Origin of the sequence: Paraburkholderia sp. RL18-085-BIA-A (assembly GCF_046027075.1) — a bacterium.
In the GTDB taxonomy this organism is placed as follows: Bacteria; Pseudomonadota; Gammaproteobacteria; order Burkholderiales; family Burkholderiaceae; genus Paraburkholderia.
The window spans coordinates 138,638-162,215 of sequence record NZ_JARESU010000008.1; the positions used below are offsets into that span (position 1 = coordinate 138,638).

Sequence of the window (23,578 nt, forward strand, 5' to 3'; positions counted from 1 at the left end):
CGCCCTGCTCAATTCCGCACTCGGCCGCCGCCGCGCGACGAAGCTTCGCCGTGCCGCCGCGGGTTCTCCTCTGGCTCGCACTGCGGTATGGTTCACCCTGCGCAGCCACAGTGGCAACAACCGCCGCCCCGCGCATCATTGCCGATGCGCCGGCTTTTCATTCCGCTTTTATCCACTTCGCAGGATCACGCTGATTCCGATGAAATCCTTTTTTCTCTCCATGCTGAGCGCAGGGCTGCTGGGTGGCACCGTCGCCGCCGCGAACGTGCAGGCCGCCGAGCTTCACGTGATGAGTTCAGGTGGCTTCACCGCCGCGTATAAACTGCTCGGCCCGAAGTTCGCCGCGTCGACGGGCAACACGCTCGACACCATCCTCGGCCCGTCGATGGGCAACGCGCCCGAAGCCATTCCTCATCGGCTCGAACACGGCGAAGCCGCGGACGTGGTCATCATGGTCGGCTACGCACTCGACGATCTGATCAAGCAAGGCAAGGTCATTCCGGGCTCTCGCGTCGAACTCGCGGATTCGCGCATTGGCATGGCCGTGCGCGACGGTGCGCCAAAGCCGGATATCGGCTCGGTCGATGCGCTGAAGGAAACCCTGCTCCACGCGAAATCCATCGCTTACTCGGACAGCGCGAGCGGCGTCTATATCGAACGCGAGCTGTTCAAGCGGCTCGGCATCGAGGATCAGGTGAAGGCCAAGGCAAAGATGGTGCCGAAGATTCCCGTCGCGTCCGTGGTCGCCAACGGCGATTACCAGGTGGGCTTCCAGCAGGTCAGCGAGTTGCTGCCGGTGCAAGGCGCGACGTTCGTCGGCAAGATTCCTGAATCGGTGCAATCGGTCACGCGATACGCGGCGGGCATTCCTGTAGGCGCACAGCATCCGAAAGAGGCGAAGGCGCTTCTCGACTACCTTGCTTCGCCCGATGCACAAGCGGCTGTCAAGTCGACCGGGCTTGACACTGTCGCGACGCATTGAAGATTCGATCGGCGCGTGTCGGGGCACCCTGGGTGCGCCCGACACGCACCCGCAACGCTCAGAACAGCTTGCCCGGATTCAGAATGCCGCGCGGGTCCAGCGCATGCTTGATCGCGGCCATCGCCGCTAGCTCCGCTGGCGAACGCGAGATCGGCAGAAACTCGCGCTTGAGCAAGCCGATCCCGTGTTCCGCCGACACCGAGCCGTGCAACGGCCCGAGCATCTCATAGACGAACGCGTAGACCGCATGATGATCGACATCGGCGATCGAATGACCGTCAACGGTCACGTGCAGATTCGAATCGCCGATATGCCCGAAGAAATACGACGCGTTGCCCGGCCAGCGCCGATCGAGCGCCGCGCGGCAGCGGTCGACGAATGCGCCGATCTCGCCGATCGGCAAGCTCACGTCGAAGTTGATCGCATCGAGCCGCACCGGAAACTCCGCGGTGCATTCGCGAATCGCCCACAACGCGCGTGCATCGGCCACCGACTGCGCGATCACTGCATCGCGAATCGCGCCCGCTTCGAGCGCTTCGGTAAGCGCGGCTGAAAACTTTTCACCGCCGTCGCCCGCATCGAAGCTCGCGTGCTCGATCAGCGCATACAGCGGATGCTCGGCGGCGAACGGCGAACGCGCGCCGGTCAGCTTCACGCCGAAGTCGTAGAAGTCCGGCCACATGATCTCGAACGCGCCGATGTCGTTGCCAAAGCGCGTCGACAAACGGCGCAGCAGGTTCACCGCGGCGGCGTAGCCGTCGAGTGCGACGAGCGCCGTGTGACGCGCCGCGCGCTGCGGATGCAGGCGCAGCACCGCGCGTGTGATCACGCCGAGCGTGCCCTCGGAACCGATGAACCAGTGCTTCAGGTCATAGCCGGTGTTGTTCTTGACCATCTTGCCGAGCGAGCTCAGCACGTCGCCATTGGCGAGCACCACTTCGAGCCCGAGCACCTGATCGCGCGCGGTGCCTGACTGGATCACGCGATTGCCGCCCGCGTTGGTCGCGAGATTGCCGCCGATCTGGCACGAACCGCGCGCGCCGAGATCGAGCGCGAGTTCGAAGCCGGCTTCGGCGGCGGCTTCCTGCGCAGCTTGCAATGTGGTGCCGGCGCGTACCGTCAGCGTGGCCGACGCTGAGTCGACTTCTTCGACGCCGCTCAAGCGCTCCAGCGATAACGCGATGTCCATTGCCCGCGCGATCGCGCCGCCCGCGAGGCCGGTCATGCCGCCTTGCGGCACCACCGGCTGATGTGCCGCATGGCAAATCGCCAGTGCGCGCGAGACTTCTTCGGTGGTGCGCGGCAACAGCAGCGCAGCGGGACGCGTCGGGTCGTGACGCGTCCAGTCGGTCATCGCGCGTTCGCCGATCTGTTCGCCGGTGCGCACCGAATCGTCGCCGAGCGCGGCGCGCAATACGTCGAGTGTTGATGCGAGCGGCGCGACGGCGTTTCCGTCAACGCATGCCTCGCCATTTGTCCTACCGTGATCTGTCATGCAGTGGTCCCTTGCGTGCCTTGAGCCGCGTGCTTCTTCCGATAGCCCATCGAATCGTTGATGCGCCCGAGAATATAGTCACCCGCGGCGACCGGCTGATATTTGAGGTCGGCGTCGCTCGTGCCGAGTTCGCGCGGATCGACCATCGCGCCGTAAGTCGGATCATAGAACGTCGCGATCGAATAGCGCTCGCGTCCCGACGCATTGATCACGCGATGCAGCGTGGAACGAAACCGGTCATTGGTCCAGCGGGCGAGCAGATCGCCGACGTTGACGACGAAGCTGCCCTCGATGGGCGGCGCATCCACCCACGTGTCGTTGGCGATCTCCCGCACCTGCAGCCCGCCCACCTGATCCTGCCACAGCAACGTGATGCAGCCGTAGTCGGTATGCGGCGCTACGCCGAACTGATCCTGGTCAGATTGGGGCGGCTGCGGCGGATAGTAGACCATCTGCGTGCGCTGCATCCGTTTCGTATAGCGCGGCGCGAAGAAGTGTTCGTCGACGCCGAGGCTCAGCGCCACCGCGCGCAGCAGATCCGCGCCGCACACCGCGACCGCGTCATAGTAGCCATACAGCGCGGGACGCAGTTCCGGCATGAAGTCCGGCCAGTTGTTCGGCCCGCGCAGCGCCTGGCCCGCGAGCACGTCCGGATCGTCTTCGGGCAGTTCGAGCCCGATGCTGAAGAACTCCTTGTAGTCGGGCCGTTTCGCCTGGTACATGGTCGCATCGCCGAGCGCGTTGAAACCGCGATGCCGCTGATTGACCGCCGCGCGCCGCTTGGTCTCCACCGGGAACGCGAAGAACTTGCGCGCCGCTTCGGCGGCGGCATCGATCGACGCTTGCGGTACACCATGGTTGATGATGTAGAAGAAGCCGATCGTCGTGCACGCTTCGCGAATTTCCTGTGCCGCGCGACGTAAAGCGTGCGGGTCTCCCGCGCGCACGCCGGCGAAGTCGATGATCGGAATGCGGGTCACGGGCATGGCGTTGCTCCCTGAAGGGCGGTTGAATCGAACGACAACGAACGACAACAATCGACTGACGAAAGCGGCGCGTGCGTCGTGGTGACGGCATCACGCGCAGGACCACATCGATCCTTCACGCGCTGCGTGCATTGCCGTTGTATATACCGCCAAAAGCACACCTGCAAGTTGCTTTTCGGCCCTTCACATAAGGACTTTTCTCTAGCTGCACGTTTATTTTTTTCACGCGAAAAACGCGGTATATACTGCCTCGCATGACTCGCGCCGAACCCGTCGAACGCACGGCTTTCGCACAGCACCGCTTTGCCAACCGGAGAATCCCATGAGCATCCTTGCAGGCTGGAAGTGTCGTCTGGTCATGCTGACGTTGTGCGCGGCAAGCTTCGCCGCTCACGCGGACGACCAGCTCGCCAAAGTGAAGAAGGCCGGCGAACTGGTGGTCGGCACCGAGATGCAGTTCGCGCCGTTCGACTTCCTCGAAAACGGTCAGCAGGCGGGCTTCAACAAGGACCTGTTCGCCGAGGTCGGCAAGGAAATGGGCGTGAAGGTGCGCTTCATCGACCTGCCGTGGCCGAGTGTGCTGCCGGGTCTCGAAGCGGGCAAGTTCGACATGGTGGGCGGCCCGTTGACGGTCACGAAGGCGCGCATGGACCGCTACACGTACACACTGCCGGTCGCGGACGCCACCGACGCGCTGCTCAAACGCGCGAACGACTCGTCGGTCAAGCAGTCGTCGGATATCGCGGGCAAGACGGTCGGCGCGGGCAAGGGCTCGGCGCAGCTCGACCAGTTGAAGACCTACGTCGCCACGCTGCCGAAGCCGCCTGAAATCCGCGAATACGTCGACAACAATCAGGCTTATGCCGATCTCGCCGCCGGCCGCATCGCCGCCGTCGCGAACTCGATGACCAATATCGCGTATGTGGCCAAGCAGCGTCCGGAGACGTTCGCGGTGGTGCAGCCGCCGTTCGGCGCGAAGGTGTACTTCGCTTACGCGCTGCGCAAGGACGCGGATAGCAAGCCGCTCGCCGACGCGTTCAACGCCGCGCTCGTCAAGATGCACAACGACGGGCGCCTCGCGGCTTTGCAGAAAAAATGGTTCGGCGTCGCAATGGACGCGCCGACCACGATGCCCACGCCGAACTATTGATCGCGGCATGCATCGACCGGCCTGAGGTTTCGATGCAGGTGTTTTGACGTACGCGATGCGCTCCGCCGCGAACCGCATCGCCGTCTTCCGTTCCAGCGAGTGCGCCGCTTATGTTCAGCACGACCGTCTTCCTCCAGGGTTTGCCGCTGTTGCTGCACGCGGCGCTCGCCACCATCGGCATTTCGCTGACGGGGCTCGTGATCGGCTTCTTCGTCGCGATCGCCGTGTGCGCGGCACGGCTCTCGCCGAAGCGCGCGGCGCGTATGATCGGCGGCGCTTACGTGTTCTTCTTTCGCGGCGTGCCGATGCTGGTGCAGTTGCTGCTGGTGTACTACCTGCTGCCGTTCGCGGGCATCAATGTGTCACCGGTGGTGGCGGCGATCAGCGCGGTGTCGCTGTGCTCGGCGTCGTATATCGCCGAGATTCTGCGCGGCGGTTTTCTCAGCATTCCGCCGGGCCATCTCGAAGCCGCGCGCATGCTCGGCCTTTCACCGTTCGACATGCTGCGGCGCATTCTGGTGCCGCAAGCCTTCCGCTTGACGCTGCCGTCGCTCGTCAACGAAATGGTGCTGCTCATCAAGGCTTCTTCGTTGATCTCGGTGGTCGGCGTGGCCGAGTTGACGCGCACCGCGCAGAATATCGCGGCCAGCACGTACCGGCCGCTTGAAGCGTATCTCGCGGCGGGGTTGATCTACTTCGTGATCTGCGGTGCACTCGCGCTCCTCGCGCACGCCGCCGAATATCGTTTGCAGCACGCCTGACCGACCTGAGCCCACGCCATGCAGACGCTCGACCCCACCGTCATCACGCACAACCTGCAGCCGATCGCCGCCGGCCTCGCGACGACGCTCGGCACATGGGCCGCGGGCGTCGCGATCGGCCTCCTGATCGGCTTTCTGATCGCCGTGCTGCAACTCTTTTGCGGACGCTGGGTCCGGGGCCTGCTGCGCGTCTATATCGAACTGTTTCGCGGCACGCCATTTCTCGTGCAACTGTTTCTGCTGTACTACGGCGGCCCGTCCATCGGCCTCACGCTCGAACCGATGACAGCTGGCGTGCTCGGTCTGGGCCTCTACGGCAGCGCCTATTTCGCCGAAGCATTCCGCTCCGGCTTCCAGTCCGTGCCGCCGGGGCATCTCGAAGCGGCGTCGTGTCTCGGGCTCACGCGCTGGCAAGCCGTGCTGCGCATCCAGGTGCCGCAAATGCTCGTGCTGATCGTGCCCGCGCTGACCAATCTGATCATCGTGCTGAGCAAGGAAACCGCAGTGCTGTCCATCGTCACCGTGCCCGAGCTGACATTCGTGCTGACCGGCATCGGCTCGGCCACCTTCGCTTTTGTCGAAACGCTGCTGGTGCTGTGCGTGTGCTATCTCGCGCTGGTCGAACTGACCTCGCGCGCGGGCATGTGGGCCGAGACCCGCATCGCACGCTTCATGGCATGAATCCGGAGCCTTTATGAATGCCATCGCCGACATGCCCTCCTCCGCGTCCACCAGCGGCATCGCCACGCCGCCCGGCGCGCCGCTGATCGAAGTGCGCGATCTGCGCAAGCGCTTTGGCGAAGTCGACGTGCTGCGCGGCGTCGATCTGGAGATCGCGCGTTCCGAGGTCGTGTGCATCATCGGTCCGTCCGGCTCGGGCAAGAGCACGCTGCTGCGCTGCCTCGCCGCGCTCGAAACCTACGATCAGGGCGACGTGCGCATCGAAGGCGAACTGCTCGGCTATAGCGAGCGCAACGGCAAACGGGTGCGCGCGTCGCAGGCGCAGATCAATCGCGTGCGCCGCAATGTCGGCATGGTGTTCCAGCAGTTCAACCTGTGGCCGCACATGAGCGCCCTAGGCAACGTGATGGAAGCGTTGCTGCGCGTGCGGCACGTGTCGCGCGACGAAGCGCGCCGCCGCGCCAACGCGATGCTCGAAACGGTCGGCCTCGCGCACAAGGGCGATGCGTATCCGGCCAAACTGTCGGGCGGCCAGCAACAACGTGTGGCGATTGCGCGGGCGCTTGCGATGGAGCCGCACATCATGCTGTTCGACGAGCCGACCTCGGCGCTCGATCCGGAACTGGTCGGCGAAGTGCTGCAGGTGATGAAGCAACTCGCGCGCGACGGCATGACGATGGCCGTGGTCACGCACGAAATGGGCTTTGCCGCGCAGGTCGCGGACAAGGTGATGTTCATCGATCAGGGCCGCATCGCCGTGCAGGGCAAACCGCGCGAGGTCTTTCACGACGCCGGGAAGCCGCGCTTGCGGCAGTTCCTGCAAAACTACTTCGACCGCAACGCGTTCTGGACGCGCGATGCCGGCGACGCGCCGCCGCTATGAACGCACACCGATTTCCGCCTTCGTCGCGCGAACGGTAGCGAGCGCCGCCCATGACCTCCCCGGTTCGCAGCAAGGCTCACGACAAGCCGTCTCCCGCCGCGGCGATGAAGACCGCGCGCGCCGCCGTCGACGTGCCCGCCGCGCGCTACGAACAGGTCAAGCAGCACATCCGCCAGATCATCGAATCGGGCGCGCGCCAAGCCGGGGACCGTCTGCCGTCCGAACTGGATCTCGTCGCGACGCTCGGCGTGTCGCGCATGACGGTCAATCGCGCGCTGCGTGAACTCGCGGACGCGGGGCTCGTCACGCGCGTCTCCGGTGTCGGTACTTTCGTCGCGCGAAGCAAGCCGCAATCGACGCTGCTGATGATCGCGCATATCGGCGACGAGATTCGCTCGCGCGGCCACGAATATCGTTGCGACACGGTGCTGTCGCAACGCGAGACCGCGTCGGTGATGGTGTCGAACGCGCTGGGGCTAGCGCCCGGCGCGTCGGTGTTTCATGTGATCTGCGTGCATCGGGAGAACGGCCTGCCGGTGCAGCTCGAGGACCGCTACGTGAATCCGGCGATCGCGCCGGACTTCCTGTCACAGGATTTCTCGGCAGTCAGGCCGTCCGAGTATCTGCTGGAGATCGTGCCCGCGCACGATGTCGAGCATGTCGTCGACGCGGCGCTGCCGACGCGCGCCGAAGCCGAGCTGCTGCAAATCCGCGCCGAAGAGCCCTGCCTCACGCTGATGCGCCGCACGTGGTCGAACGGCGCGGCGGTGACGTTCGCGCGCTTCGTGCATCCGGGCTCGCGCTATCGTCTGGGTTGCCGCTTTTCACCGGATATGTGGCAGCGCCAGGGCTGACCCACGCACAAGAAGCGCATGAGAAGCGCGCATCAAACCGTCAGACGTTCCCCGCCAGATGAAAGCGCGACGCCGGATGCCATAAGCGCACCGACGTCGCCACATCGTCGCCAACCCACGTGCGGCGCCAGAGCTGCAAACACGGCTCGCCGATATCCATCATCAGATGCCGGCGCACATAGGCGTCGGGCTTTTGCGCATAGATGCGAAACTCCGCGCGCTGGATCGGCGCGAGCCGCACCATGTAGTGATTCGGCGTCTCGACCGTGAAGTCCTGTTGCAGATAGTCGGGAAACACTTTCGGATTGACGTAGCGGTCTTCGTACTGGATCGGCTCGCCTTCTTCGCTGTGCACCATGCACGAGTGAAACGCCGGGCCGCTCGCGAGCCCGAGCGCTTCGAGCGCGAGCGGGTCGTCGCTCGGCTCGAGCGACAGCACGCTCGCCGAATGACGATGACCGCGGTCGGCGATTTCGTCGGCGATATTGCGGATCTCCAGCACCGTCGATTCATAGCGCTGCGGCGCGACGAAGGTGCCCGATCCTTGTACTCGCGTCAGCACGCGCTCGGCGGTGAGTTCACGCAGCGCGCGCGAAACCGTCATGCGAGCGACGCCGAACTCCTTGACCAGTTCCATTTCGGATGGAATCAGCCCGCCCGGCTTCCAGTCGCCCTCACTGATGCGCCTGATTACGTAGCGCTTGATCTGCTCGTACGCGGGCAACGCCTTGAGCGGCATCTCGCGATTGCGATCCGGTTGGCCATGCGGCTGCGCGGGTTGCGCGCTTTGCGCTGTTTGCGCGTTTGTAGTTGTGTTCACTCCGACCTCGTGGGTGGTACGCGGCTGGTACAAGTTGTGCACCGTGGCCGGTTCGCCGGCGGGTAGGCCCGCTCACCGGCATTGTCTCCATCATGCCATGTGCGCGGCGGCCTGCCCGTTGTCGACCGCGGCGCTCGCGGCTGCGCGGACGCTGCCGGCGGCGGTCGGACTCGTCACCGTGGCGCGTGCCGGCTGCTGCGCGCCCTCGACGGAGGTGCCCGGCCCAATGTTACCAGGGTTCGGTAACGGCGGTGGCGCTTCGTCGGCGATCATCCGGAACGCCACGCTCATGTCGTCCGCGAGCGGCCGGTCGTCGCGGTAAGTCGGCACGGAGCGCCGCACGCGTTGCCAGAGCGCTTCGGTATGCGGCGCGCGCGGCGCGTCGATGCTCTGCAGGTCGTAAGCTTGCGCGGCCGCCAGCAATTCGATCGCGACGATACGCCCGGCGTTGTCGATGATTTCCAGCGCCTTGAGCGCGGCGGGCGTGGCGTGGCACAGGTGATCTTCCTGCAAGCCCGACGTAATGCCGCCATCGAGACTCGCCGGCACGGCGAGGCGCCGGTTCTGCGCGACCAGCGAGGCCGCTGTGTACTGCGCGATCATGAAGCCCGAACAGGTGCCGCCCGGCTTCGCGAGAAACGCGGGCAAGCCGCTGACCAGCGGATTGACGAGACGGTCGAGGCGCCGCTCGGCCATCGCCGCGACCTGCGCGATGGCGGTGGCCAGGCTGTCCATCGCCAGCGCGATCGATGCGCCCACCGCATGCGCCTGCGAATAGACGCGCGGCTCCTGCGGCGTGCCGGCGACGATCGGGTTGTCGGTAATCGACGCGAGTTCGCGATTGACCACGTCGGCGGTCGCGGCCAGCACGTCGCGCGCGGCGCCGTGCACGTGTGGAATGGTCCGCATGCTCAGCGGGTCCTGGGTGCGCTGGCCGACCACCGCCGCGAGAATGCCGCTGTCGGCGAGTGTCGTGCGCATCCGCTCGCCGACCAGATTGAGTCCGGCGGAAATCCGCAACGCGAGCGAGTCTTCGTCGAAGGCCGCGAGCTGGCCGCGCAAATTTTCGAAGCTCATCGCCGCGACCATGTCGGTCCAGTCGAGCAGACGCGCGGCGCGCGCCATCGCCAACGCCGCGAGACCGGTGACGCACGGCGTGCCGTTGACCAGGCTCAGCCCTTCCTTGGCTTCGAGCACCAAAGGTTCGAGCCCAAGCATCCGCAACGCGTCGCGCCCCTTAAGCCGCTCGCCGCGATAGAGCACATGTCCCTCGCCGATGCAGACGAGCGCGATATGCGCCATATGGCTCAGATAGCCGACCGAACCGAACGCGGGCACCTCCGGAAGGCAATCGGCATTGAGCAGCGCGACCAGTTGCCCGGCGACTTCGAGGCGGATGCCCGAATGTCCGTGCGCGAAATTATTGACGGCCGCGGCCATGATCGCGCGCGTCTCTTCGGCCCCGAGCGGGGCGCCGACGCCGACCGCGTGGCTCATCAGAATGTTGCGCGACAGCGTGCGCTGTTCGCCCGGCGACACAATCACGTCGCACAACGCGCCCACGCCGGTATTCACGCCATACGCGCGAATCCCGCGCGCGACGATCTGCTCGACGAGCTCACGCGCCGCCGCGATACGCGCGCGGGTGCCGGCGCAAAGCTCGAGCGGCTCGCCAGCCGCGACTGCTGCTACTTGAGTCCAGTCTAGAGGACGTTCGGAACGGATCACGGTCATGAGGGTGTTTTACCTGGTCGATTACCTGGTGATACTGATCAATGCGTGCTGCGGTCCTGATGGCTCGACACGAACTGCCGGAAGCGTGCCGACTTGCAATCGACGAACACTTCGTCGGGCGTTCCGTCCGCATCCACCTGCCCCTGATGCAGGAACATCACGCGGTTCGACACATGGCGCGCGAAACCCATCTCGTGCGTGACCACCAGCATCGTGCGGCCCTCTTCGGCAAGCGAGCGCATCACACGCAGCACTTCGCCCACCAGTTCGGGATCGAGCGCCGAGGTCGGCTCGTCGAACAGCATGACCTTCGGATGCATCGCCAGCGCGCGCGCAATCGCCACACGCTGTTGCTGACCGCCCGACAGATGCGCCGGATAGTAGCCGCGTTTTTCCGCGAGACCGACTTTGGCGAGCAGCGCCTCGGCCTCTTCGACCGACTCGGCACGGCTGCGCTTTTGCACACGCATCGGCCCTTCGATCAGATTTTCCAGCACCGTCATATGCGACCAGAGGTTGAAGTTCTGGAACACCATACCGAGTTGCGAGCGCACCCGGTCCACCTGGCGGCGGTCGCTGGGTTGCAGCTTGCCGTCCGTTCGGCGCTTCATCTTCAGTTCTTCGCCGGCGAGCGCGACCGAGCCGTCATCGGGCGTTTCGAGCAGGTTCAGGCAGCGCAGGAACGTGCTCTTGCCCGAGCCGCTCGCGCCGAGAATCGAGATCACATCGCCCTGGTGGGCATCGAGCGAAATGCCTTTGAGCACGTGATGATCGCCGAACGATTTGTGAATGTTCTTGACCGACAGTGCGACGGGTGCCGTAGCGTTCATGGAGTTCTCCAGGTTCATCCGGAAGGGCCGGTCGTTCAGGACGCGGCGCGACGTGCTTAGGTGGTGGCGGAGACCGGGCGGCTCGGCGCGGTCTGAGGGACGATCGGACCCAGATGGCGCGACAGACGCGTTTCGAGCAGGCCGAGCGCGCGCACGATCACGAAGTTCAGAAACAGATAGATCAGCGCCGCGCAGACGAATACTTCAGTCGTGCGATAAGTCTGCTGGATGATCTGCTGCGCGACGCCGGTCACCTCCCACACCGTGACGAGACTGGCGAGCGCGGTCGACTTGACGAGCAGCACGGCTTCCGTCGAATACGCGGGCAGACACTGGCGCAATGCGATCGGACCGATCACGCGGCGCAGCAGCGCGAATCCCGACAGCCCGATCGAATAACCCGCCTCGATCTGGCCGACCGGCACGGCCATCAGGCCGCCACGAATGATTTCGGCGGTATATCCCGCCGTGCATAGCGCGAGCGACAGCACCGCGCACAGGTACGGCTCGCGCAGCATCGGCCACAGGAAGCTCTCGCGAATCACGCCGAACTGACCCATCCCGTAGTAGACGAGGAACATCTGGATCAGCAGCGGCGAGCCGCGAAACACGAGGATATAAGCACGTGCGAAGCGGTTCGGCAGCCAGCGCGGCGACATGCGCATCGTGACGATCACGAGCGAGAGCAGACCGCCGAGCACCAGCGACGAGAAGAACAGCCCGAGCGTGGTCGGCACGGCTGCGATCAGTTGCTTGAGCGTATCGAACAGAAAGTCGAAATCGAAATGCATGGTGCCCGCTCCCGTCAGTTGCGCGCAAAGTTGCGCTTGAAGGACCGGCCCACGCGCGCCTCGGCGCGGTTGAAGACCCGGTTCGAGATGCTGGTCATCAGCAGATACAGGCCGCCGCCCACCACGAAGAACGTGAAGTACTGATGCGTGGAGCCCGCCGCCACCTGGCTCGTGCGCAGCAGTTCCGCGAGCCCCGTGACGGAGATCAGCGCCGAATCCTTCAGGCTCAGTTGCCAGACGTTGCCGATGCCGGGCAGTGCGAAGCGCAGGACTTGCGGAATCAGGATGCGGCGCGCCATCGTCAGCGTGGGCATGCCGATCGAGCGCGCGGCTTCGAGTTCGCCGCGCGACACCGCCAGCACCGCCGCGCGATACACCTCGGCCTGATAAGAGCCTGAAATCATGCCGACTGCGAGCGCGCCGATCACGAACGGCGGCACGCCGACGAAACCTTCCGCGCCGAACCACTGGCCGACGGTGGTCACGAGCGTCGAGCCGCCGAAATAGAACAGATAGATCACGAGCAGCTCAGGCACGCCGCGAAACACGGTGGTGTAGATATCGCCGATCACGCGCAACGTGCGAAAGCGCGACAGCTTGGCCGCCGTCACCAGCGCGCCGAACACGGCGCCCACCGCGAGCGCCGCCAGCGTGAGCACGACCGTCATCAACGCCGCGAGCAGCAGCACGCCGCCCCAGCCTTCCGGCCCGAAGCCGAGCATTTCTATCAGAGCCATTCCCTACCCCTCGTTCATGACCGCGGATCGAACCAGCCGGCCCGCGCAATGTCGCCGCGCGTGCCGCATCTTCAGAGCGCCGCGCGGATCAAGGCGTCACGTCGGTCTTGAACCACTTTTCGGAAAGCTTTTTGACGGTGCCGTCGGCCAGCGCGGCACCGATCGCGGTGTCGAACTTCGCCTTCAGCTCGGGGTCCTGCTTGCGGAAAGCGAGTCCTTCGCCCGGCCCCCAGATCGGCCCGCCGATCTTCGGACCGGCCATCGTGATCGACGTGTTTTCCTTCTTGTCGAGGCTGGCGGCGTAGTAGGTCACGTCGTCAAACGACGCGTCGATGCGGCCGTTCGCCAGATCCAGATCGCGTTCGGGCGACGTCTTGTAGACGCGGATGCTGGCGACGTCCTTGAAGCCGTCGTTGATGAATTTGGTGTAGACCGTGCCCGACTGGATGCCGATGGTCTTGCCCTTGAGCTGCTTGCGCAATGTGTCGATGGCCGGCAGATCGGCCTTCGGGTCGCCCGACAGCTTGACGACGCCGGCCGTGGGCACAGCCTTCGGCAACACCTTCACATCGGTCACCGCGAAGGTGGCGGGCGTCGCGGCGTAGGGCCGCGAGAACGCGAGGATCTTTTCACGCTCCGGCGTGATCGAGACCGCATCCATCAGGACATCGAACTTACCGGCTTGCAGGCCGGGAATCATGCCGTCCCAGTCCTGCGCGACGAGGTTGCATTGCAGCTTGGCACGCTCGCACAGATTGGCGATCAGTTCGGGTTCGAAGCCGCCCAGCTTGCCGCCCGGCAAGGTCAGATTCCACGGCGCGTAGCCGCCTTCCGTCGCAATCGTCACGGTCTTCCAGTCTTTGGCCTGCACCGGTGCCGCGAAAATCGTCGCGGCGCCGAGAACGGCTCCCATCAATGCGTTTGCTGCCGTTCTGCGCTTCACTTTCACGTCGAAACTCCTTTGATTGAGGACACCGCCGAGCTGGCTGTTCTAACCGCCGCCTGATTTGTATAGACAAGCTTGCACCAGTCAAAAAGCAGGGGCAAGAGGATTCAGCGGAAATTCCCCGAATCTTCGGGTAAGCCCCTAGTCAGCACCGTCTAATAAGGCTCTGCGGGGAGTTCTTAATGACCGAAGGTCGAAGGAAGATGTCGCCGCCTGAATGACGCACGGCACACTTTGTCTAGACAGGTTTGCGCAAAGATGAATGCGGTCTACCAGATGAACGGCACGAAGCGAAAGCGCACCCGCGCCATGTACGCCGTATAACCGTCGAGTTGCGCGGCCAGCAGGCGCTCTTCGCGCACCGCGCGCCAGCCCATGCCGAACACCATCACCGGCACGACCGCGAGGCCCCACCATGAGCCGAGCAGCAACGGCGTACCGACGAACATCAGCAACGCGGCGCAATACATCGGGTGGCGGATATGCGCATAAGGACCGCTGTCGATCACCTTATGACCGCGGCTCGTCTGGATCTTCACGACCGGCGCCGCATAGCTATTGGCCTTGAACACGAAGCGGCACATGAAGATGCACAGGAACACGCACAGCGACCCGAGGCTGACCAGCGCGACCGGCATCGGCGCGGACCAGCGAAAGCGGATCGCGTCGAATCCCATCACGACCAGCCAGCCCGTCCAAACCAGCGAGACGCCGATCATGAACAGACGGTCCCAGCGGCTTTGCTCCGCCTGCACGAACGGCGCGAGCCGCTCGGCGAGCAAACCGGGATCATGGCGCGCGAGCCACACGCCGATCCATAAGCTCAACACCCCCAGCTCGATCAGATACCACCACGCCGCCGGCCACGCCAGCGTGCCGGCCGCGCCGAACAGCAGCACGCCCATGCCGGCCAGCGAGAGCACGGTTTGCAGGACGAGGCGCGCGATCATGCTCGTAGTCCCTATGGAGTCCGCTATGCGCTCTGCGCCGGCGTACGCACGCGCTCGAACACCGCCGCGATGTCGATGCCGATTTTGCCGGCATCCAGACCGAAGCGATCGCGAAGACATGCGGCGAGTTCGTCGGCGCTGGCGAGTTGCCGCTCGTCGACTATCTCGCCGTTCGCCGCGCGCTCGTTCAGTTGATCGTTGAACAGCGTGAGACGCGTCTTTGGCAACACGCGGCATACGATCAGGTTGCTCGCGAAAATCGAATCGGGCGATGTCGACGTGTACCAGTTCGACGTTTCGTAGTCGATCCATTCGACCGGCTGCAAGTCGAAGCGATAGACCCGCGCCCAGCTTTCGTCGTGAGCCTGCACTTCGAGATAGAGCGCCTCGCGCGCCGCGTCGGCGAGCCGGAACGTGCCGTGCGGGGTTGGCTGCGCGAGGCCCGTGATCAAACGCAGCGGCGCGGTCAGCGTCACGCTGCCGAAGCCGACGTCGGCGATCCACGCATCGGCGCCGATATCGACGCGCAACACCATGTGCGTACGCGGCGCAATCGCGTCGGACTCGCGGCCCCATAGCACGCGCCCGAGCAGCGGCGTGATCTTGAAGCCCAATTGCGTCAGCACGTTGGCGAGCAATGCGTTCTGCTCGAAGCAGTAACCGCCGCGCCGCTCGGTGACGAGCTTTGTCTCGACCGATTCGAGATCCAGCTTGACCGCGCGGCGCGTGAGCGGCGCGAGGTTCTCGAACGGGATTGCCGCGGGGTGCAGCCGATGAATTTCCTGAAGCACTTCAAGCGTCGCCGCGCGCGGGCCCTGGTAGCCTATGCGGGTGAAGTAATTATCCAGATTGACGGTGTGTGACATCGGCGTAGTCCCGGCAGGGTTGAGCTGGCCGCCTCTGGGCCTGGCGCCTGCGTGCTGTGCGCGGCGAGGCGGCTTCCGGGACACGATCATAGCCCGTTTTACCGTGGGTCCGAGGCGGCCAACTCGACCGTGCGTCAGTCTTTTCTCATAGCCGCTGCGAGCGCCGCTTCGCCGCCGCAGCGGCGCCTGAGACATCGGCCGCGTGCTACTGGACGCCCTTCAATGCCGAAGTCGCGATCGACGGCACGGTAATGCCGTGGCTCGACGCGAACTGCACCGCTGAATTGAGCGTCGACATCAGCGACTGCAACTGCCCCGGCGCCGATTGCGCGATATACGACGCGCTCTGCGCCGTCTGCGGATTCATCCCGGACTGCAACAGCGAAGACGGACTCATCTGTCCGATGCTGCCCAGCCCCGACTGCAGGCTCGAATACTGGCTGACGCCCTTGCCTAGCGACGACAGGCCGTCCGTGAACGCCTGCTTGTTGACCGGCGTGGCCGACGCGCTACCACTCGCATGGCTCGCGAACGCCTGGGTCAGTTTTTCGGAGAGCGACTGCTGCGTGCTGCCCACCTGCGTCAATTGACTCACCGACGGCGTTCCGCCGCTCAGCAGGCCCGCCGCCTGTTGCGCCTGACCGGCGGCAGTGCTCATGCCCATTGCCGACGCAAGGCTCGACTGGCCGCTGAGCACCTGCTGGTTCGCGCCTACATAGGTCTGCAGCAACTGCGACATACCACCTTCCGACGCCGGCGCGGCGCCCGCCGAGCTATCGCCTCCGCCGCCCAGGCCGAACTGCTTCAGATTCAGTTGTGCGTTTGCAACGCCGCCCAACAGCAAGCCGCCACTTGCCAGCATCGACATCAAAAGAATGCGGGTTTTCATGTCCATCTCCTAACTTTATGGCCTTCGGGGTTGATCGTGCGCTTCGACACTGCGCTTTCGCTCGCGTTCGATATGACCACAGCCATACGATCAGATTACGTTTTCATTCGGTTCGAATTACATGCAAATACGATTTAGCGGTAGTACGTAACGATCAAAATTACATGTCAGTAATATTGATGAGAATCGTTCTCATTTGAATTGACGACTGCAATACGGATGAGTACGATTCGCGTTATCTGTTACGCAGCGTCGCGGGCTGTTACGGCAAAATCGCGGGCTGGCAGCCATGCTGGCCCGCGACGAATCAATCAGTCGAAACAACACTAATAAAGGATTTGGATGAAGTTCGCCAAACTCAACGGACCCGCCGTTCAGGCACATCCACTTCGCGACTCCGCGACGCGCGCCGGCGCAACTTATCGTACGCGCTTGCCTTCGATGCGCCGCGCTGCCTTCTGCACCGCGTTCGCCTGGGCATCCTTGACGGCCGGCGCCGCAATGGCGGAAGCCAATCCCGATGCCGCCCCCGAAGCCCCCGAAGCCGATCTGAACATCAAGGCAACCCAGACCAGCCAGTGGACCGGCTTCTGGAATCGCGAACAGATGCTCGGCGACATGGGCGGGCTGCGCCCATGGCTCGGCAAGTACGGCGTGACGTTCTCGCTCACCGAGACCAGCGAAGTGCTCGCGAATCTGCGCGGCGGCCTCGCACGTGGAGCGGACTACGACGGCCTGACGACCGCCGCCGTCCAGATGGATACGCAAAAAGCGTTCGGCTTGCCGGGCGGCCTGTTCAACGTCAGCGCATTGCAGATTCACGGCGCCAACCTGAGCGCCAACAAGCTCGGCACGCTGAACACGGCAAGCGGCATCGAGGCCGACGACTCTACCCGCCTGTGGGAGTTGTGGTATCAGCAGTCGTTCCTGAACAAGCGCCTCGACGTGAAGATCGGTCAGCAGAGTATCGACCAGGAATTCATCACCAGCACGTACTCGGCGCTGTTCCTGAACACGATGTTCGGCTGGCCCGCGCTGCCCTCGTACGACATGCCGTCCGGCGGCCCGGCTTATCCGCTCGCGGGCCTCGGCGTGCGCGTGCGCGGCCAGATCACGCCTTCGTTGACGGCGCTCGCCGGCGTGTTTTCCGGCGATCCGCTCGGCAACAACCCGGACAACATGAGCGGCACCAATTTCAACCTGCACAACGGCACGCTGTGGATCGGCGAGTTGCAATACGCGATCAACCAGCCGGCCGAGGGCGAAATGGTCGGCACGGGCAGCAACGGTTTGCCGGGCACCTACAAGATCGGCGTCTGGTACAACAACAACACCTTCGCGGACCAGCGCTACGACAACAACGGCTTGTCGCTGGCGAATCCGGCTTCGACGGGCATCGCTGCGACTCATCGCGGCAACTACAGCATCTACGCGGTAGCCGACCAGATGGTCTGGCGTCCGAACCCGGACGAGGCGCGCAGCCTCGGCGTGTTCGCGCGCGTGATGGGCGGCCCCGGCGACCGCAACCTGGTGAGCATCGCGGCCAACCTCGGCGTTGTGCTGAAAGCGCCGTTCGCCGGCCGCGACGAAGACAGCGCGGGCCTCGCGCTCACCTACATCAAGGTCGGCAACCACGTGAACGGGCTCGACCAGGATTTCCGCACCTTCACCGGCGGCCCGTACGGCGTGCGCACCAGCGAAACCGCGCTCGAGGCGACCTATCAGTACCAGGTCAATCCGTGGTGGCAACTGCAAGCCGACGCGCAATACACGTTCAACGCGGGAGCCGGCCAGAATCCGAACGACCCGACGCAGCCGCTGCGCAATACCTTCGTCATCGGTGTACGCAACAATATCACGTTCTGATGCAATTCGCGCCCAACCCATACGCTATCGATAAACCGGATTCCATGCTTTCGATCATGACCGCAACCACCGTTTCGTGCGCAGGCACGGAGGCTCAATCGTGAACCAACCCACGCGCACATTTTCGCCGCGCGCCGCGCGGGCCCTGATCGCCGCCGCTGCCGGCGCCGCCGCATTCGCGACGGCCGCCAGCGCCTATGCCGAGCCGCAAGGTTTCCTCGAAACCATCAAGCACCACAGCACGCTGATCAACACCGTGCCCGACAACGGCGACCAGAACCCGTACGCGGTCGTGGTCGCGCCGGTCACCGCGGGAACCGTCAAGCAGGGCGACGTGCTGGTCGGCAACTTCAATAACTCGACCAATCTGCAGGGCACCGGCAGCACGATCATCAACTATCGTCCGGACACCAAACAGATGTCGGTGTTCGCGACGGTGCCGCGCGATCTGAAGGAGTGCCCCGGCGGCATCGGCCTGTCGACCGCGATGACGATGCTCAAGTCGGGCTACGTGATCGTCGGCAGCACGCCGAGCAATGACGGCACGACCGGCACCAAGGGCGCCGGCTGCCTGATCGTGATCGATCCGCAAGGCAAGATCGCGTCGACCATCACGAGCCCCAACATCAACGACCCGTGGGGCAACATGGCCGTCGTCGACAACGGCACGAGCGCGACGCTGTTCGTCAGCAACGCGGGCTTCGGCGTTGGTGGTGCGGAAGGCACGCCGCCGGTGTTCAAGCAGGCCACCGTGCTGCGTCTGGATCTCGACGTGCCGGCCGGCAAGCCGCCCGTCGTGAAGAAGGAAACCGTGGTGGGCAGCGGTTTCGGCGCGCAGGCGGACAAGGGAGTGTTCCTCGTCGGGCCGACCGGCCTCGCCTTGTCGAACGATCAGAAGCTGCTGTACGTGTCCGACGCGATCGGCAACCGCATCACCGAAATCGACGACCCGATGACGCGCGACACCAGCGCCGGCGTGGGCCGCCAACTCACCGCCGACGGCCTGCTGCACCGCCCGCTCGCGATGGTCACCGCGCCCAACGGCCACCTGCTCGTGACCAATGCGCTGAACGGCCAGATCGTCGAGATCGATCCGGCGAGCGGCAAGCAGATCTACGCGCGCTGGATCGACACCGACAAGGCGCAATCGCCGCCGGGCAACGGCGACCTGTTCGGCCTCGCGATGACACCCGAAGGCGACGGCTTCTACTACGTGCAGGACGACGTGAACACACTGGTGCTCGCGAAGTGAGCGGCACGCTCCCACGCGACAATGAAGGTGAAGCAACCATGGCAAACGATCAACCCCCGCGGCCCTCACGGCGCGGCTTTCTGAAGGCGGGCAGCGCTGCGGTGGCCGCCGGCGCGAGCCTCGGCGCGGGTCTCACGGCGCCGCAGGCCGCGCTCGCCAGAACGCAGCCCCACAGCGCCGATCCGCAACTGGCCGTCGAGCCGTTCTACGGCGCGCATCAGAGTGGCATCGTCACGCCGCAGCAGAGTCACACCTACGTCGCCGCGCTCGATCTGACGACCGACAAGCGCGACGACGTGATCGCATTGCTGCGTGCGTGGACCGACGCGGCCGCGCGCCTCACGCAAGGCGGCACGGCCGCTGCGCTGCCGACGGGCGATGCCGGCGACAGCAAGTCCGCGCCCGATTCCGGCGACGTGCTCGGTCTCGGCCCCAACGGTCTGACGATCACGTTCGGCTTCGGCCCGGGCCTCTTCGCGAAGGACGGCAAGGACCGCTACGGCCTAGCCGCGCGCCGCCCTGCCGCGCTCGTCGATCTGCCGCGCTTTAACGGCGATCAGCTGATTCCCGAGAAAACTGGCGGCGACCTCTTTATCCAGGCTTGCGCGAACGATCAGCAAGTCGCGTTTCACGCGGTCCGGCAACTGACGCGGCTCGCTTATGGCAACGCAGCGATGCGGTGGGGCCAAGCCGGTTTCCTGTCGGGTCCGCGCGCTCAGACGCCGCGCAATCTGATGGGCTTCAAGGACGGCACCAACAATCCGTCGATCGCCAAGCCGCAGTTGATGAACGAATTCGTATGGGCCCACGCGAGCGCCGACGCGCCGTGGATGGAAGGCGGCACCTACACCGTCGTGCGGCGCATCCGCATCACGCTCGAACACTGGGACAACATGGAACTGGGCTTCCAGGAACAGGTGTTCGGGCGTCACAAGTACAGCGGCGCGCCCATCGGCAAGAAGAACGAGTTTGACGCCGTAGACCTGAAGGAAGAAGACAAGGACGGCAATCCGGTGATTCCGGAGAACTCGCACGTGCGTCTGTCGAATCAGGCGAGCAACAACGGCGTGCAGATTCTGCGCCGCTCTTACTCGTACAACGACGGCACGAACTTCTATATCGAGCGCTGGCCGCCATGGCGCCAGGAAACCGAATACGACGCGGGACTGATCTTCGTCGCGCATCAGAGCGACCCGCGCACCGGCTTCATTCCGATCAACGACAGGCTCGCGAAGTTCGACATGATGAACCAGTTCACGACCCACGTCGGCAGTGCGATCTTCGCGGTGCCGCCGGGGGCGAAGCCGGGTTCGTATATCGGCGCGGGGCTGTTCGAGACGTAAGGCAGCCCCAAAGCACACCTTGAAGCACACACAACATAGATCAACCAACATCATCACAACGGGACATCTGAAACATGGCTTATTCCTGGTTTGGCACCCGCCTGCGCCTGCTCGGCAGCGTGGGCGCGCTCACGCTGGCTGCTTTCGCGACTGTGCCGTCGGCGGCCCGCGCGGCTTCCATCACGCTGTATAACGCGCAACACGAGCAGGTCGTCAATGTGCTCGCGAAAGACTTCGAGAAGCAGTCGGGCATTTCGGTGAAGATCCGCAACGGCGAAGGCCCGGCGATGGCCGCGCAGATCGTCGCGGAAGGCGCCGCCTCGCCCGCCGACGTGTACTTCACGGAAAACTCGCCGGAACTGATGCTGCTCGAAGAAAAGGGCCTGCTCGCGAAGGTCGACAGCGCCACGCTGGCCGCCGTGCCGGCGCGCTTCAACTCGCCGAGTGGCGTGTGGGTCGCCGTGACCGCGCGTGAAAACGTGCTCGCGTACAACACGACCAAACTGCAGCCGTCGCAACTGCCGCAATCGCTGTTCGATCTCGCCAAACCGGAATGGAAAGGCAAGATCGGCATCGCCCCGAGCGACGGCGATTTCCTGCCGCTCGTGAGCGCCGTGCTCGCGCTGAAAGGCGAACAGCAAACCGTGCAATGGCTCAAGGGCCTGAAAGCCAACGCGCAGATTTTCGACGACGACGAAGGCGTGGTGTCCGCGGTGAACCGTGGCGGCGTCGCCACCGGGCTGGTCAATAACTACTACTGGACGCGTCTGCATGCCGAACTCGGCGATGCGAAGACCCGCAGCGCGATCCATCACTTCGGCAACGGCGACGCCGGCGCGCTTGTGAACGTGTCGGGGGCGGCGGTGCTGAAGTCCGCGCACAACCCGGACGGCGCGCAGAAGTTTCTCGCGTATCTGGTCAGCGAGCGCGCGCAGCAGTTGATGGCGAACAGCCACGTGATGTTCGAATATCCGCTGCATGCGGGCGTGGCGCCGGACCCCATCCTCAAGCCGTTCGCCGAATTGAGCCCGCCGGCGCTGACGATCCAGCAATTGGGCGACGATAGCCAGGCCGGCAAGCTGCTGCGCCAGGCCGGTCTGCTGTAAATGAGCGAAGCTCTGTCAGCCGGGCCACCGGCTGTCCCCACCGCCCCGGCGCGCGCCCGTTTGCGCGCGCCGCGCGGTTTGTTCGCGGCAGCCGCGCTCAGCGCATTGCTGGTGCTGCTGCCGATCGCGTTTACGTTCTGGCGCGCCGCGAGCTTCGGCGCCGCCGAGGCGATCGATCTGGTGTTCCGGCCGCTGGTCGGCGAACTGCTGGTCAACACGCTGATGATCACCGTGGCGACGACGCTCGTGTGCGCGGTGATCGGCACGGCGGCCGCATGGTTCGTCGAACGCACGGATTTGCCGGGACGCCGCATGTGGGCCGTGCTCAGCGCCGCGCCGCTCGCGATGCCCGCCTTCATTTCGAGCTATGCGTGGGTCTCGCTCAGCGAGGATTTGCAGGACTTCAATGGCGCGTTGCTGGTGTTGAGCTGTGCGTATTTCCCGCTCGTCTATCTGCCGGTGGCCGCCGCGCTGCGCGGTATGGACCCAGCTCTCGAAGAAAGCGCGCGCGCGCTCGGCTGCAACCGCTGGAGCAGTTTCGTGCGCGTGGTGCTGCCGCAATTGCGGCCGGCGTTGCTCGGCGGCATGTTGCTGGTGGCGCTCGGTGTGCTGTCCGAGTTCGGCGCGTTCACGCTGCTGCGTTTTCGCACCTTCACGACGCAGATCTACGCGGACTTCCGCACCAGTTTCGACGGCGGCGGCGCTTCGCTGCTCGCATGTCTGCTGATCGTGATCTGCCTGATCGTACTGGCATTCGAGTTTCGCGTGCGCGGCGCGGCGCGTTATGAACGCGTCGATCGCGGCACGCGGCGCGCCGTGTTGCGCTACGAGCTCGGCGCGTGGCGCTGGGTCGTGGTCGCCGGCTTTGCGCTGCTCACCATCACCACACTTGGAGTGCCGCTCGGCATGATCGGCTACTGGCTCACGCAGCCGGGCGCGGCCGCAGTCACGCCGGCCGATGTATCGCCCGAGCTGCTGTTCAACGCGACGCTGTCGTCGCTCGGTTTCGGCTTCGCGGCCGCGCTGCTGACCACCTTGCTGGTGGTGCCGCTCGCGTTCCTGCTGGTGCGCTACCCCGGCCGATTCGCGACGCTGTTCGAACGCACGGTGTTTCTCGCGCAAGGTGTGCCGGGTCTGGTGATCGCGCTGGCGATCGTGTCACTCGCCGTGCATGCGCTGCAACCGCTCTATCAAAGCGCGACGCTGCTGGTGGTCGCCTACTCGATGCTGTTCATGCCGGTCGCGCTGGTGAGCGTGCGCGCCGCCTTCATGCAGGCGCAGCCGCGTCTCGAAGAGACCGCGCGCGCGCTCGGCCTGAGCTGGCCGCAGATGCTGGTTCGCGTGATGCTGCCGCTCGCGGGGCCTGGGCTTGGCGCGGCGGCGGCGATGGTGTTCATCTCGGTCGTCACTGAACTGAACGCGACGCTGCTGCTCTCGCCGCTCGACACGCAAACGCTCGCCACCCAGGTGTGGGCCGACACGTCGACGATGGCGTTTGCCGCGGCCGCGCCGTACGCGGCACTGCTCACCGGCATTTCGCTGCTGGCCTCGGGGCTGCTGTTCGCGCTGCTCGGCAGGTCGGCGCTGCTTGGCGATCGCGGCTGAGCTGGTTGTGATGCCACTGATGCCACCGATGCCGCTGACGCTGAGGACACC

General features: G+C 64.8%; 22 protein-coding genes. 11 read left to right on the top strand and 11 right to left on the bottom strand.

Going from position 1 to position 23,578, the window contains the following annotated elements:
* Nucleotides 1-199: 199 nt before the first annotated feature.
* Nucleotides 200-982: a substrate-binding domain-containing protein gene (locus P0D89_RS08220; RefSeq protein ID WP_408358812.1), complete on the top strand. Its 783-nt coding sequence runs from the start codon at nt 200-202 to the stop codon at nt 980-982.
* A gap of 58 nt (nt 983-1,040) precedes the next feature.
* On the opposite strand, the gene P0D89_RS08225 is transcribed toward P0D89_RS08220, so the two are convergent.
* A complete protein-coding gene (locus P0D89_RS08225) occupies nt 1,041-2,477 on the bottom strand; it encodes an FAD-binding oxidoreductase (protein WP_408358814.1) in 1,437 nt (478 codons plus the stop codon).
* Nucleotides 2,474-3,463 (bottom strand): isopenicillin N synthase family dioxygenase, encoded by a 990-nt coding sequence (locus tag P0D89_RS08230; RefSeq protein ID WP_408358816.1) that lies wholly within the window; start codon nt 3,461-3,463, stop codon nt 2,474-2,476. The genes P0D89_RS08225 and P0D89_RS08230 overlap by 4 nt, the downstream gene beginning before the upstream one ends.
* 322 nt (nt 3,464-3,785) lie before the next feature.
* Here P0D89_RS08230 and P0D89_RS08235 point away from each other — a divergent pair, with 322 nt between their 5' ends.
* From P0D89_RS08235 to hutC (P0D89_RS08255), 5 genes are all read left to right on the top strand, one after another.
* Nucleotides 3,786-4,613, top strand: a complete 828-nt coding sequence (locus tag P0D89_RS08235; protein WP_408358818.1) for a transporter substrate-binding domain-containing protein — start codon at nt 3,786-3,788, stop codon at nt 4,611-4,613.
* 110 nt (nt 4,614-4,723) lie between these two features.
* Nucleotides 4,724-5,374 (top strand): amino acid ABC transporter permease, encoded by a 651-nt coding sequence (locus P0D89_RS08240; protein WP_408358820.1) that lies wholly within the window; start codon nt 4,724-4,726, stop codon nt 5,372-5,374.
* Nucleotides 5,375-5,392: 18 nt separating this feature from the next.
* On the top strand, nt 5,393-6,055 hold the full coding sequence (locus P0D89_RS08245) for an amino acid ABC transporter permease (RefSeq protein ID WP_408358822.1): 663 nt from the start codon (nt 5,393-5,395) through the stop codon (nt 6,053-6,055).
* Between the two features lie 13 nt (nt 6,056-6,068).
* A complete protein-coding gene (locus tag P0D89_RS08250) occupies nt 6,069-6,938 on the top strand; it encodes an amino acid ABC transporter ATP-binding protein (RefSeq protein ID WP_408358824.1) in 870 nt (289 codons plus the stop codon).
* 50 nt (nt 6,939-6,988) lie between these two features.
* Complete coding sequence (gene hutC / locus P0D89_RS08255) at nt 6,989-7,792, top strand: histidine utilization transcriptional repressor HutC (RefSeq protein ID WP_408358826.1); 804 nt, start codon at nt 6,989-6,991, stop codon at nt 7,790-7,792.
* Between the two features lie 40 nt (nt 7,793-7,832).
* Here the strand turns inward: hutC (P0D89_RS08255) and hutC (P0D89_RS08260) are convergent, their stop codons facing one another.
* From hutC (P0D89_RS08260) to P0D89_RS08300, 9 genes are all read right to left on the bottom strand, one after another.
* Complete coding sequence (hutC, locus tag P0D89_RS08260) at nt 7,833-8,612, bottom strand: histidine utilization transcriptional repressor HutC (protein WP_408358829.1); 780 nt, start codon at nt 8,610-8,612, stop codon at nt 7,833-7,835.
* Nucleotides 8,613-8,702: 90 nt separating this feature from the next.
* On the bottom strand, nt 8,703-10,346 hold the full coding sequence (locus P0D89_RS08265) for an HAL/PAL/TAL family ammonia-lyase (RefSeq protein WP_408358832.1): 1,644 nt from the start codon (nt 10,344-10,346) through the stop codon (nt 8,703-8,705).
* A 38-nt stretch (nt 10,347-10,384) separates the two neighbouring features.
* A complete protein-coding gene (locus tag P0D89_RS08270; RefSeq protein WP_408358834.1) occupies nt 10,385-11,176 on the bottom strand; it encodes an ABC transporter ATP-binding protein in 792 nt (263 codons plus the stop codon).
* Between the two features lie 56 nt (nt 11,177-11,232).
* A complete protein-coding gene (locus P0D89_RS08275; RefSeq protein ID WP_408358836.1) occupies nt 11,233-11,967 on the bottom strand; it encodes an ABC transporter permease in 735 nt (244 codons plus the stop codon).
* 14 nt (nt 11,968-11,981) lie between these two features.
* A complete protein-coding gene (locus P0D89_RS08280) occupies nt 11,982-12,704 on the bottom strand; it encodes an ABC transporter permease (RefSeq protein ID WP_408358838.1) in 723 nt (240 codons plus the stop codon).
* Between the two features lie 88 nt (nt 12,705-12,792).
* On the bottom strand, nt 12,793-13,617 hold the full coding sequence (locus P0D89_RS08285; protein WP_408358917.1) for a transporter substrate-binding domain-containing protein: 825 nt from the start codon (nt 13,615-13,617) through the stop codon (nt 12,793-12,795).
* Between the two features lie 302 nt (nt 13,618-13,919).
* Complete coding sequence (locus tag P0D89_RS08290) at nt 13,920-14,600, bottom strand: methyltransferase family protein (protein ID WP_408358840.1); 681 nt, start codon at nt 14,598-14,600, stop codon at nt 13,920-13,922.
* A gap of 23 nt (nt 14,601-14,623) precedes the next feature.
* On the bottom strand, nt 14,624-15,466 hold the full coding sequence (locus tag P0D89_RS08295) for an arylamine N-acetyltransferase family protein (protein WP_408358842.1): 843 nt from the start codon (nt 15,464-15,466) through the stop codon (nt 14,624-14,626).
* Nucleotides 15,467-15,671: 205 nt separating this feature from the next.
* Nucleotides 15,672-16,355 (bottom strand): hypothetical protein, encoded by a 684-nt coding sequence (locus P0D89_RS08300; RefSeq protein ID WP_408358844.1) that lies wholly within the window; start codon nt 16,353-16,355, stop codon nt 15,672-15,674.
* A 342-nt stretch (nt 16,356-16,697) separates the two neighbouring features.
* On the opposite strand from P0D89_RS08300, the gene P0D89_RS08305 reads away from it, so the two are divergent.
* The 5 genes from P0D89_RS08305 (at nt 16,698) to P0D89_RS08325 (ending at nt 23,527) form a co-directional block, all read left to right on the top strand.
* Nucleotides 16,698-18,221 carry a carbohydrate porin gene (locus P0D89_RS08305; RefSeq protein WP_408358846.1) on the top strand — a complete coding sequence of 508 codons (1,524 nt, stop codon included), beginning with the start codon at nt 16,698-16,700 and terminating at the stop codon, nt 18,219-18,221.
* Nucleotides 18,222-18,321: 100 nt separating this feature from the next.
* Complete coding sequence (locus P0D89_RS08310) at nt 18,322-19,473, top strand: NHL repeat-containing protein (protein WP_408358848.1); 1,152 nt, start codon at nt 18,322-18,324, stop codon at nt 19,471-19,473.
* Nucleotides 19,474-19,511: 38 nt separating this feature from the next.
* Nucleotides 19,512-20,816: an iron uptake transporter deferrochelatase/peroxidase subunit gene (efeB, locus tag P0D89_RS08315; RefSeq protein WP_408358850.1), complete on the top strand. Its 1,305-nt coding sequence runs from the start codon at nt 19,512-19,514 to the stop codon at nt 20,814-20,816.
* Nucleotides 20,817-20,890: 74 nt separating this feature from the next.
* The gene (locus P0D89_RS08320; RefSeq protein ID WP_408358852.1) at nt 20,891-21,922 is read left to right on the top strand and encodes an iron ABC transporter substrate-binding protein; all 1,032 of its coding nucleotides are present in this window, start codon (nt 20,891-20,893) and stop codon (nt 21,920-21,922) included.
* Nucleotides 21,923-23,527 (top strand): ABC transporter permease, encoded by a 1,605-nt coding sequence (locus P0D89_RS08325; protein WP_408358855.1) that lies wholly within the window; start codon nt 21,923-21,925, stop codon nt 23,525-23,527.
* The last annotated feature ends 51 nt before the right edge of the window (nt 23,528-23,578 follow it).

What these genes read in the sequence shown, in the direction of transcription:
- P0D89_RS08220 (WP_408358812.1), top strand. Translation starts at nt 200, where the DNA reads ATGAAATCCTTTTTTCTCTCCATGCTGAGCGCAGGGCTGCTGGGTGGC.
- P0D89_RS08225 (WP_408358814.1), bottom strand. Translation starts at nt 2,477, where the DNA reads ATGACAGATCACGGTAGGACAAATGGCGAGGCATGCGTTGACGGAAAC.
- P0D89_RS08230 (WP_408358816.1), bottom strand. Translation starts at nt 3,463, where the DNA reads ATGCCCGTGACCCGCATTCCGATCATCGACTTCGCCGGCGTGCGCGCG.
- P0D89_RS08235 (WP_408358818.1), top strand. Translation starts at nt 3,786, where the DNA reads ATGAGCATCCTTGCAGGCTGGAAGTGTCGTCTGGTCATGCTGACGTTG.
- P0D89_RS08240 (WP_408358820.1), top strand. Translation starts at nt 4,724, where the DNA reads ATGTTCAGCACGACCGTCTTCCTCCAGGGTTTGCCGCTGTTGCTGCAC.
- P0D89_RS08245 (WP_408358822.1), top strand. Translation starts at nt 5,393, where the DNA reads ATGCAGACGCTCGACCCCACCGTCATCACGCACAACCTGCAGCCGATC.
- P0D89_RS08250 (WP_408358824.1), top strand. Translation starts at nt 6,069, where the DNA reads ATGAATGCCATCGCCGACATGCCCTCCTCCGCGTCCACCAGCGGCATC.
- hutC (WP_408358826.1), top strand. Translation starts at nt 6,989, where the DNA reads ATGACCTCCCCGGTTCGCAGCAAGGCTCACGACAAGCCGTCTCCCGCC.
- P0D89_RS08265 (WP_408358832.1), bottom strand. Translation starts at nt 10,346, where the DNA reads ATGACCGTGATCCGTTCCGAACGTCCTCTAGACTGGACTCAAGTAGCA.
- P0D89_RS08270 (WP_408358834.1), bottom strand. Translation starts at nt 11,176, where the DNA reads ATGAACGCTACGGCACCCGTCGCACTGTCGGTCAAGAACATTCACAAA.
- P0D89_RS08275 (WP_408358836.1), bottom strand. Translation starts at nt 11,967, where the DNA reads ATGCATTTCGATTTCGACTTTCTGTTCGATACGCTCAAGCAACTGATC.
- P0D89_RS08280 (WP_408358838.1), bottom strand. Translation starts at nt 12,704, where the DNA reads ATGGCTCTGATAGAAATGCTCGGCTTCGGGCCGGAAGGCTGGGGCGGC.
- P0D89_RS08285 (WP_408358917.1), bottom strand. Translation starts at nt 13,617, where the DNA reads ATGGGAGCCGTTCTCGGCGCCGCGACGATTTTCGCGGCACCGGTGCAG.
- P0D89_RS08290 (WP_408358840.1), bottom strand. Translation starts at nt 14,600, where the DNA reads ATGATCGCGCGCCTCGTCCTGCAAACCGTGCTCTCGCTGGCCGGCATG.
- P0D89_RS08295 (WP_408358842.1), bottom strand. Translation starts at nt 15,466, where the DNA reads ATGTCACACACCGTCAATCTGGATAATTACTTCACCCGCATAGGCTAC.
- P0D89_RS08300 (WP_408358844.1), bottom strand. Translation starts at nt 16,355, where the DNA reads ATGAAAACCCGCATTCTTTTGATGTCGATGCTGGCAAGTGGCGGCTTG.
- P0D89_RS08305 (WP_408358846.1), top strand. Translation starts at nt 16,698, where the DNA reads ATGAAGTTCGCCAAACTCAACGGACCCGCCGTTCAGGCACATCCACTT.
- efeB (WP_408358850.1), top strand. Translation starts at nt 19,512, where the DNA reads ATGGCAAACGATCAACCCCCGCGGCCCTCACGGCGCGGCTTTCTGAAG.
- P0D89_RS08320 (WP_408358852.1), top strand. Translation starts at nt 20,891, where the DNA reads ATGGCTTATTCCTGGTTTGGCACCCGCCTGCGCCTGCTCGGCAGCGTG.
- P0D89_RS08325 (WP_408358855.1), top strand. Translation starts at nt 21,923, where the DNA reads ATGAGCGAAGCTCTGTCAGCCGGGCCACCGGCTGTCCCCACCGCCCCG.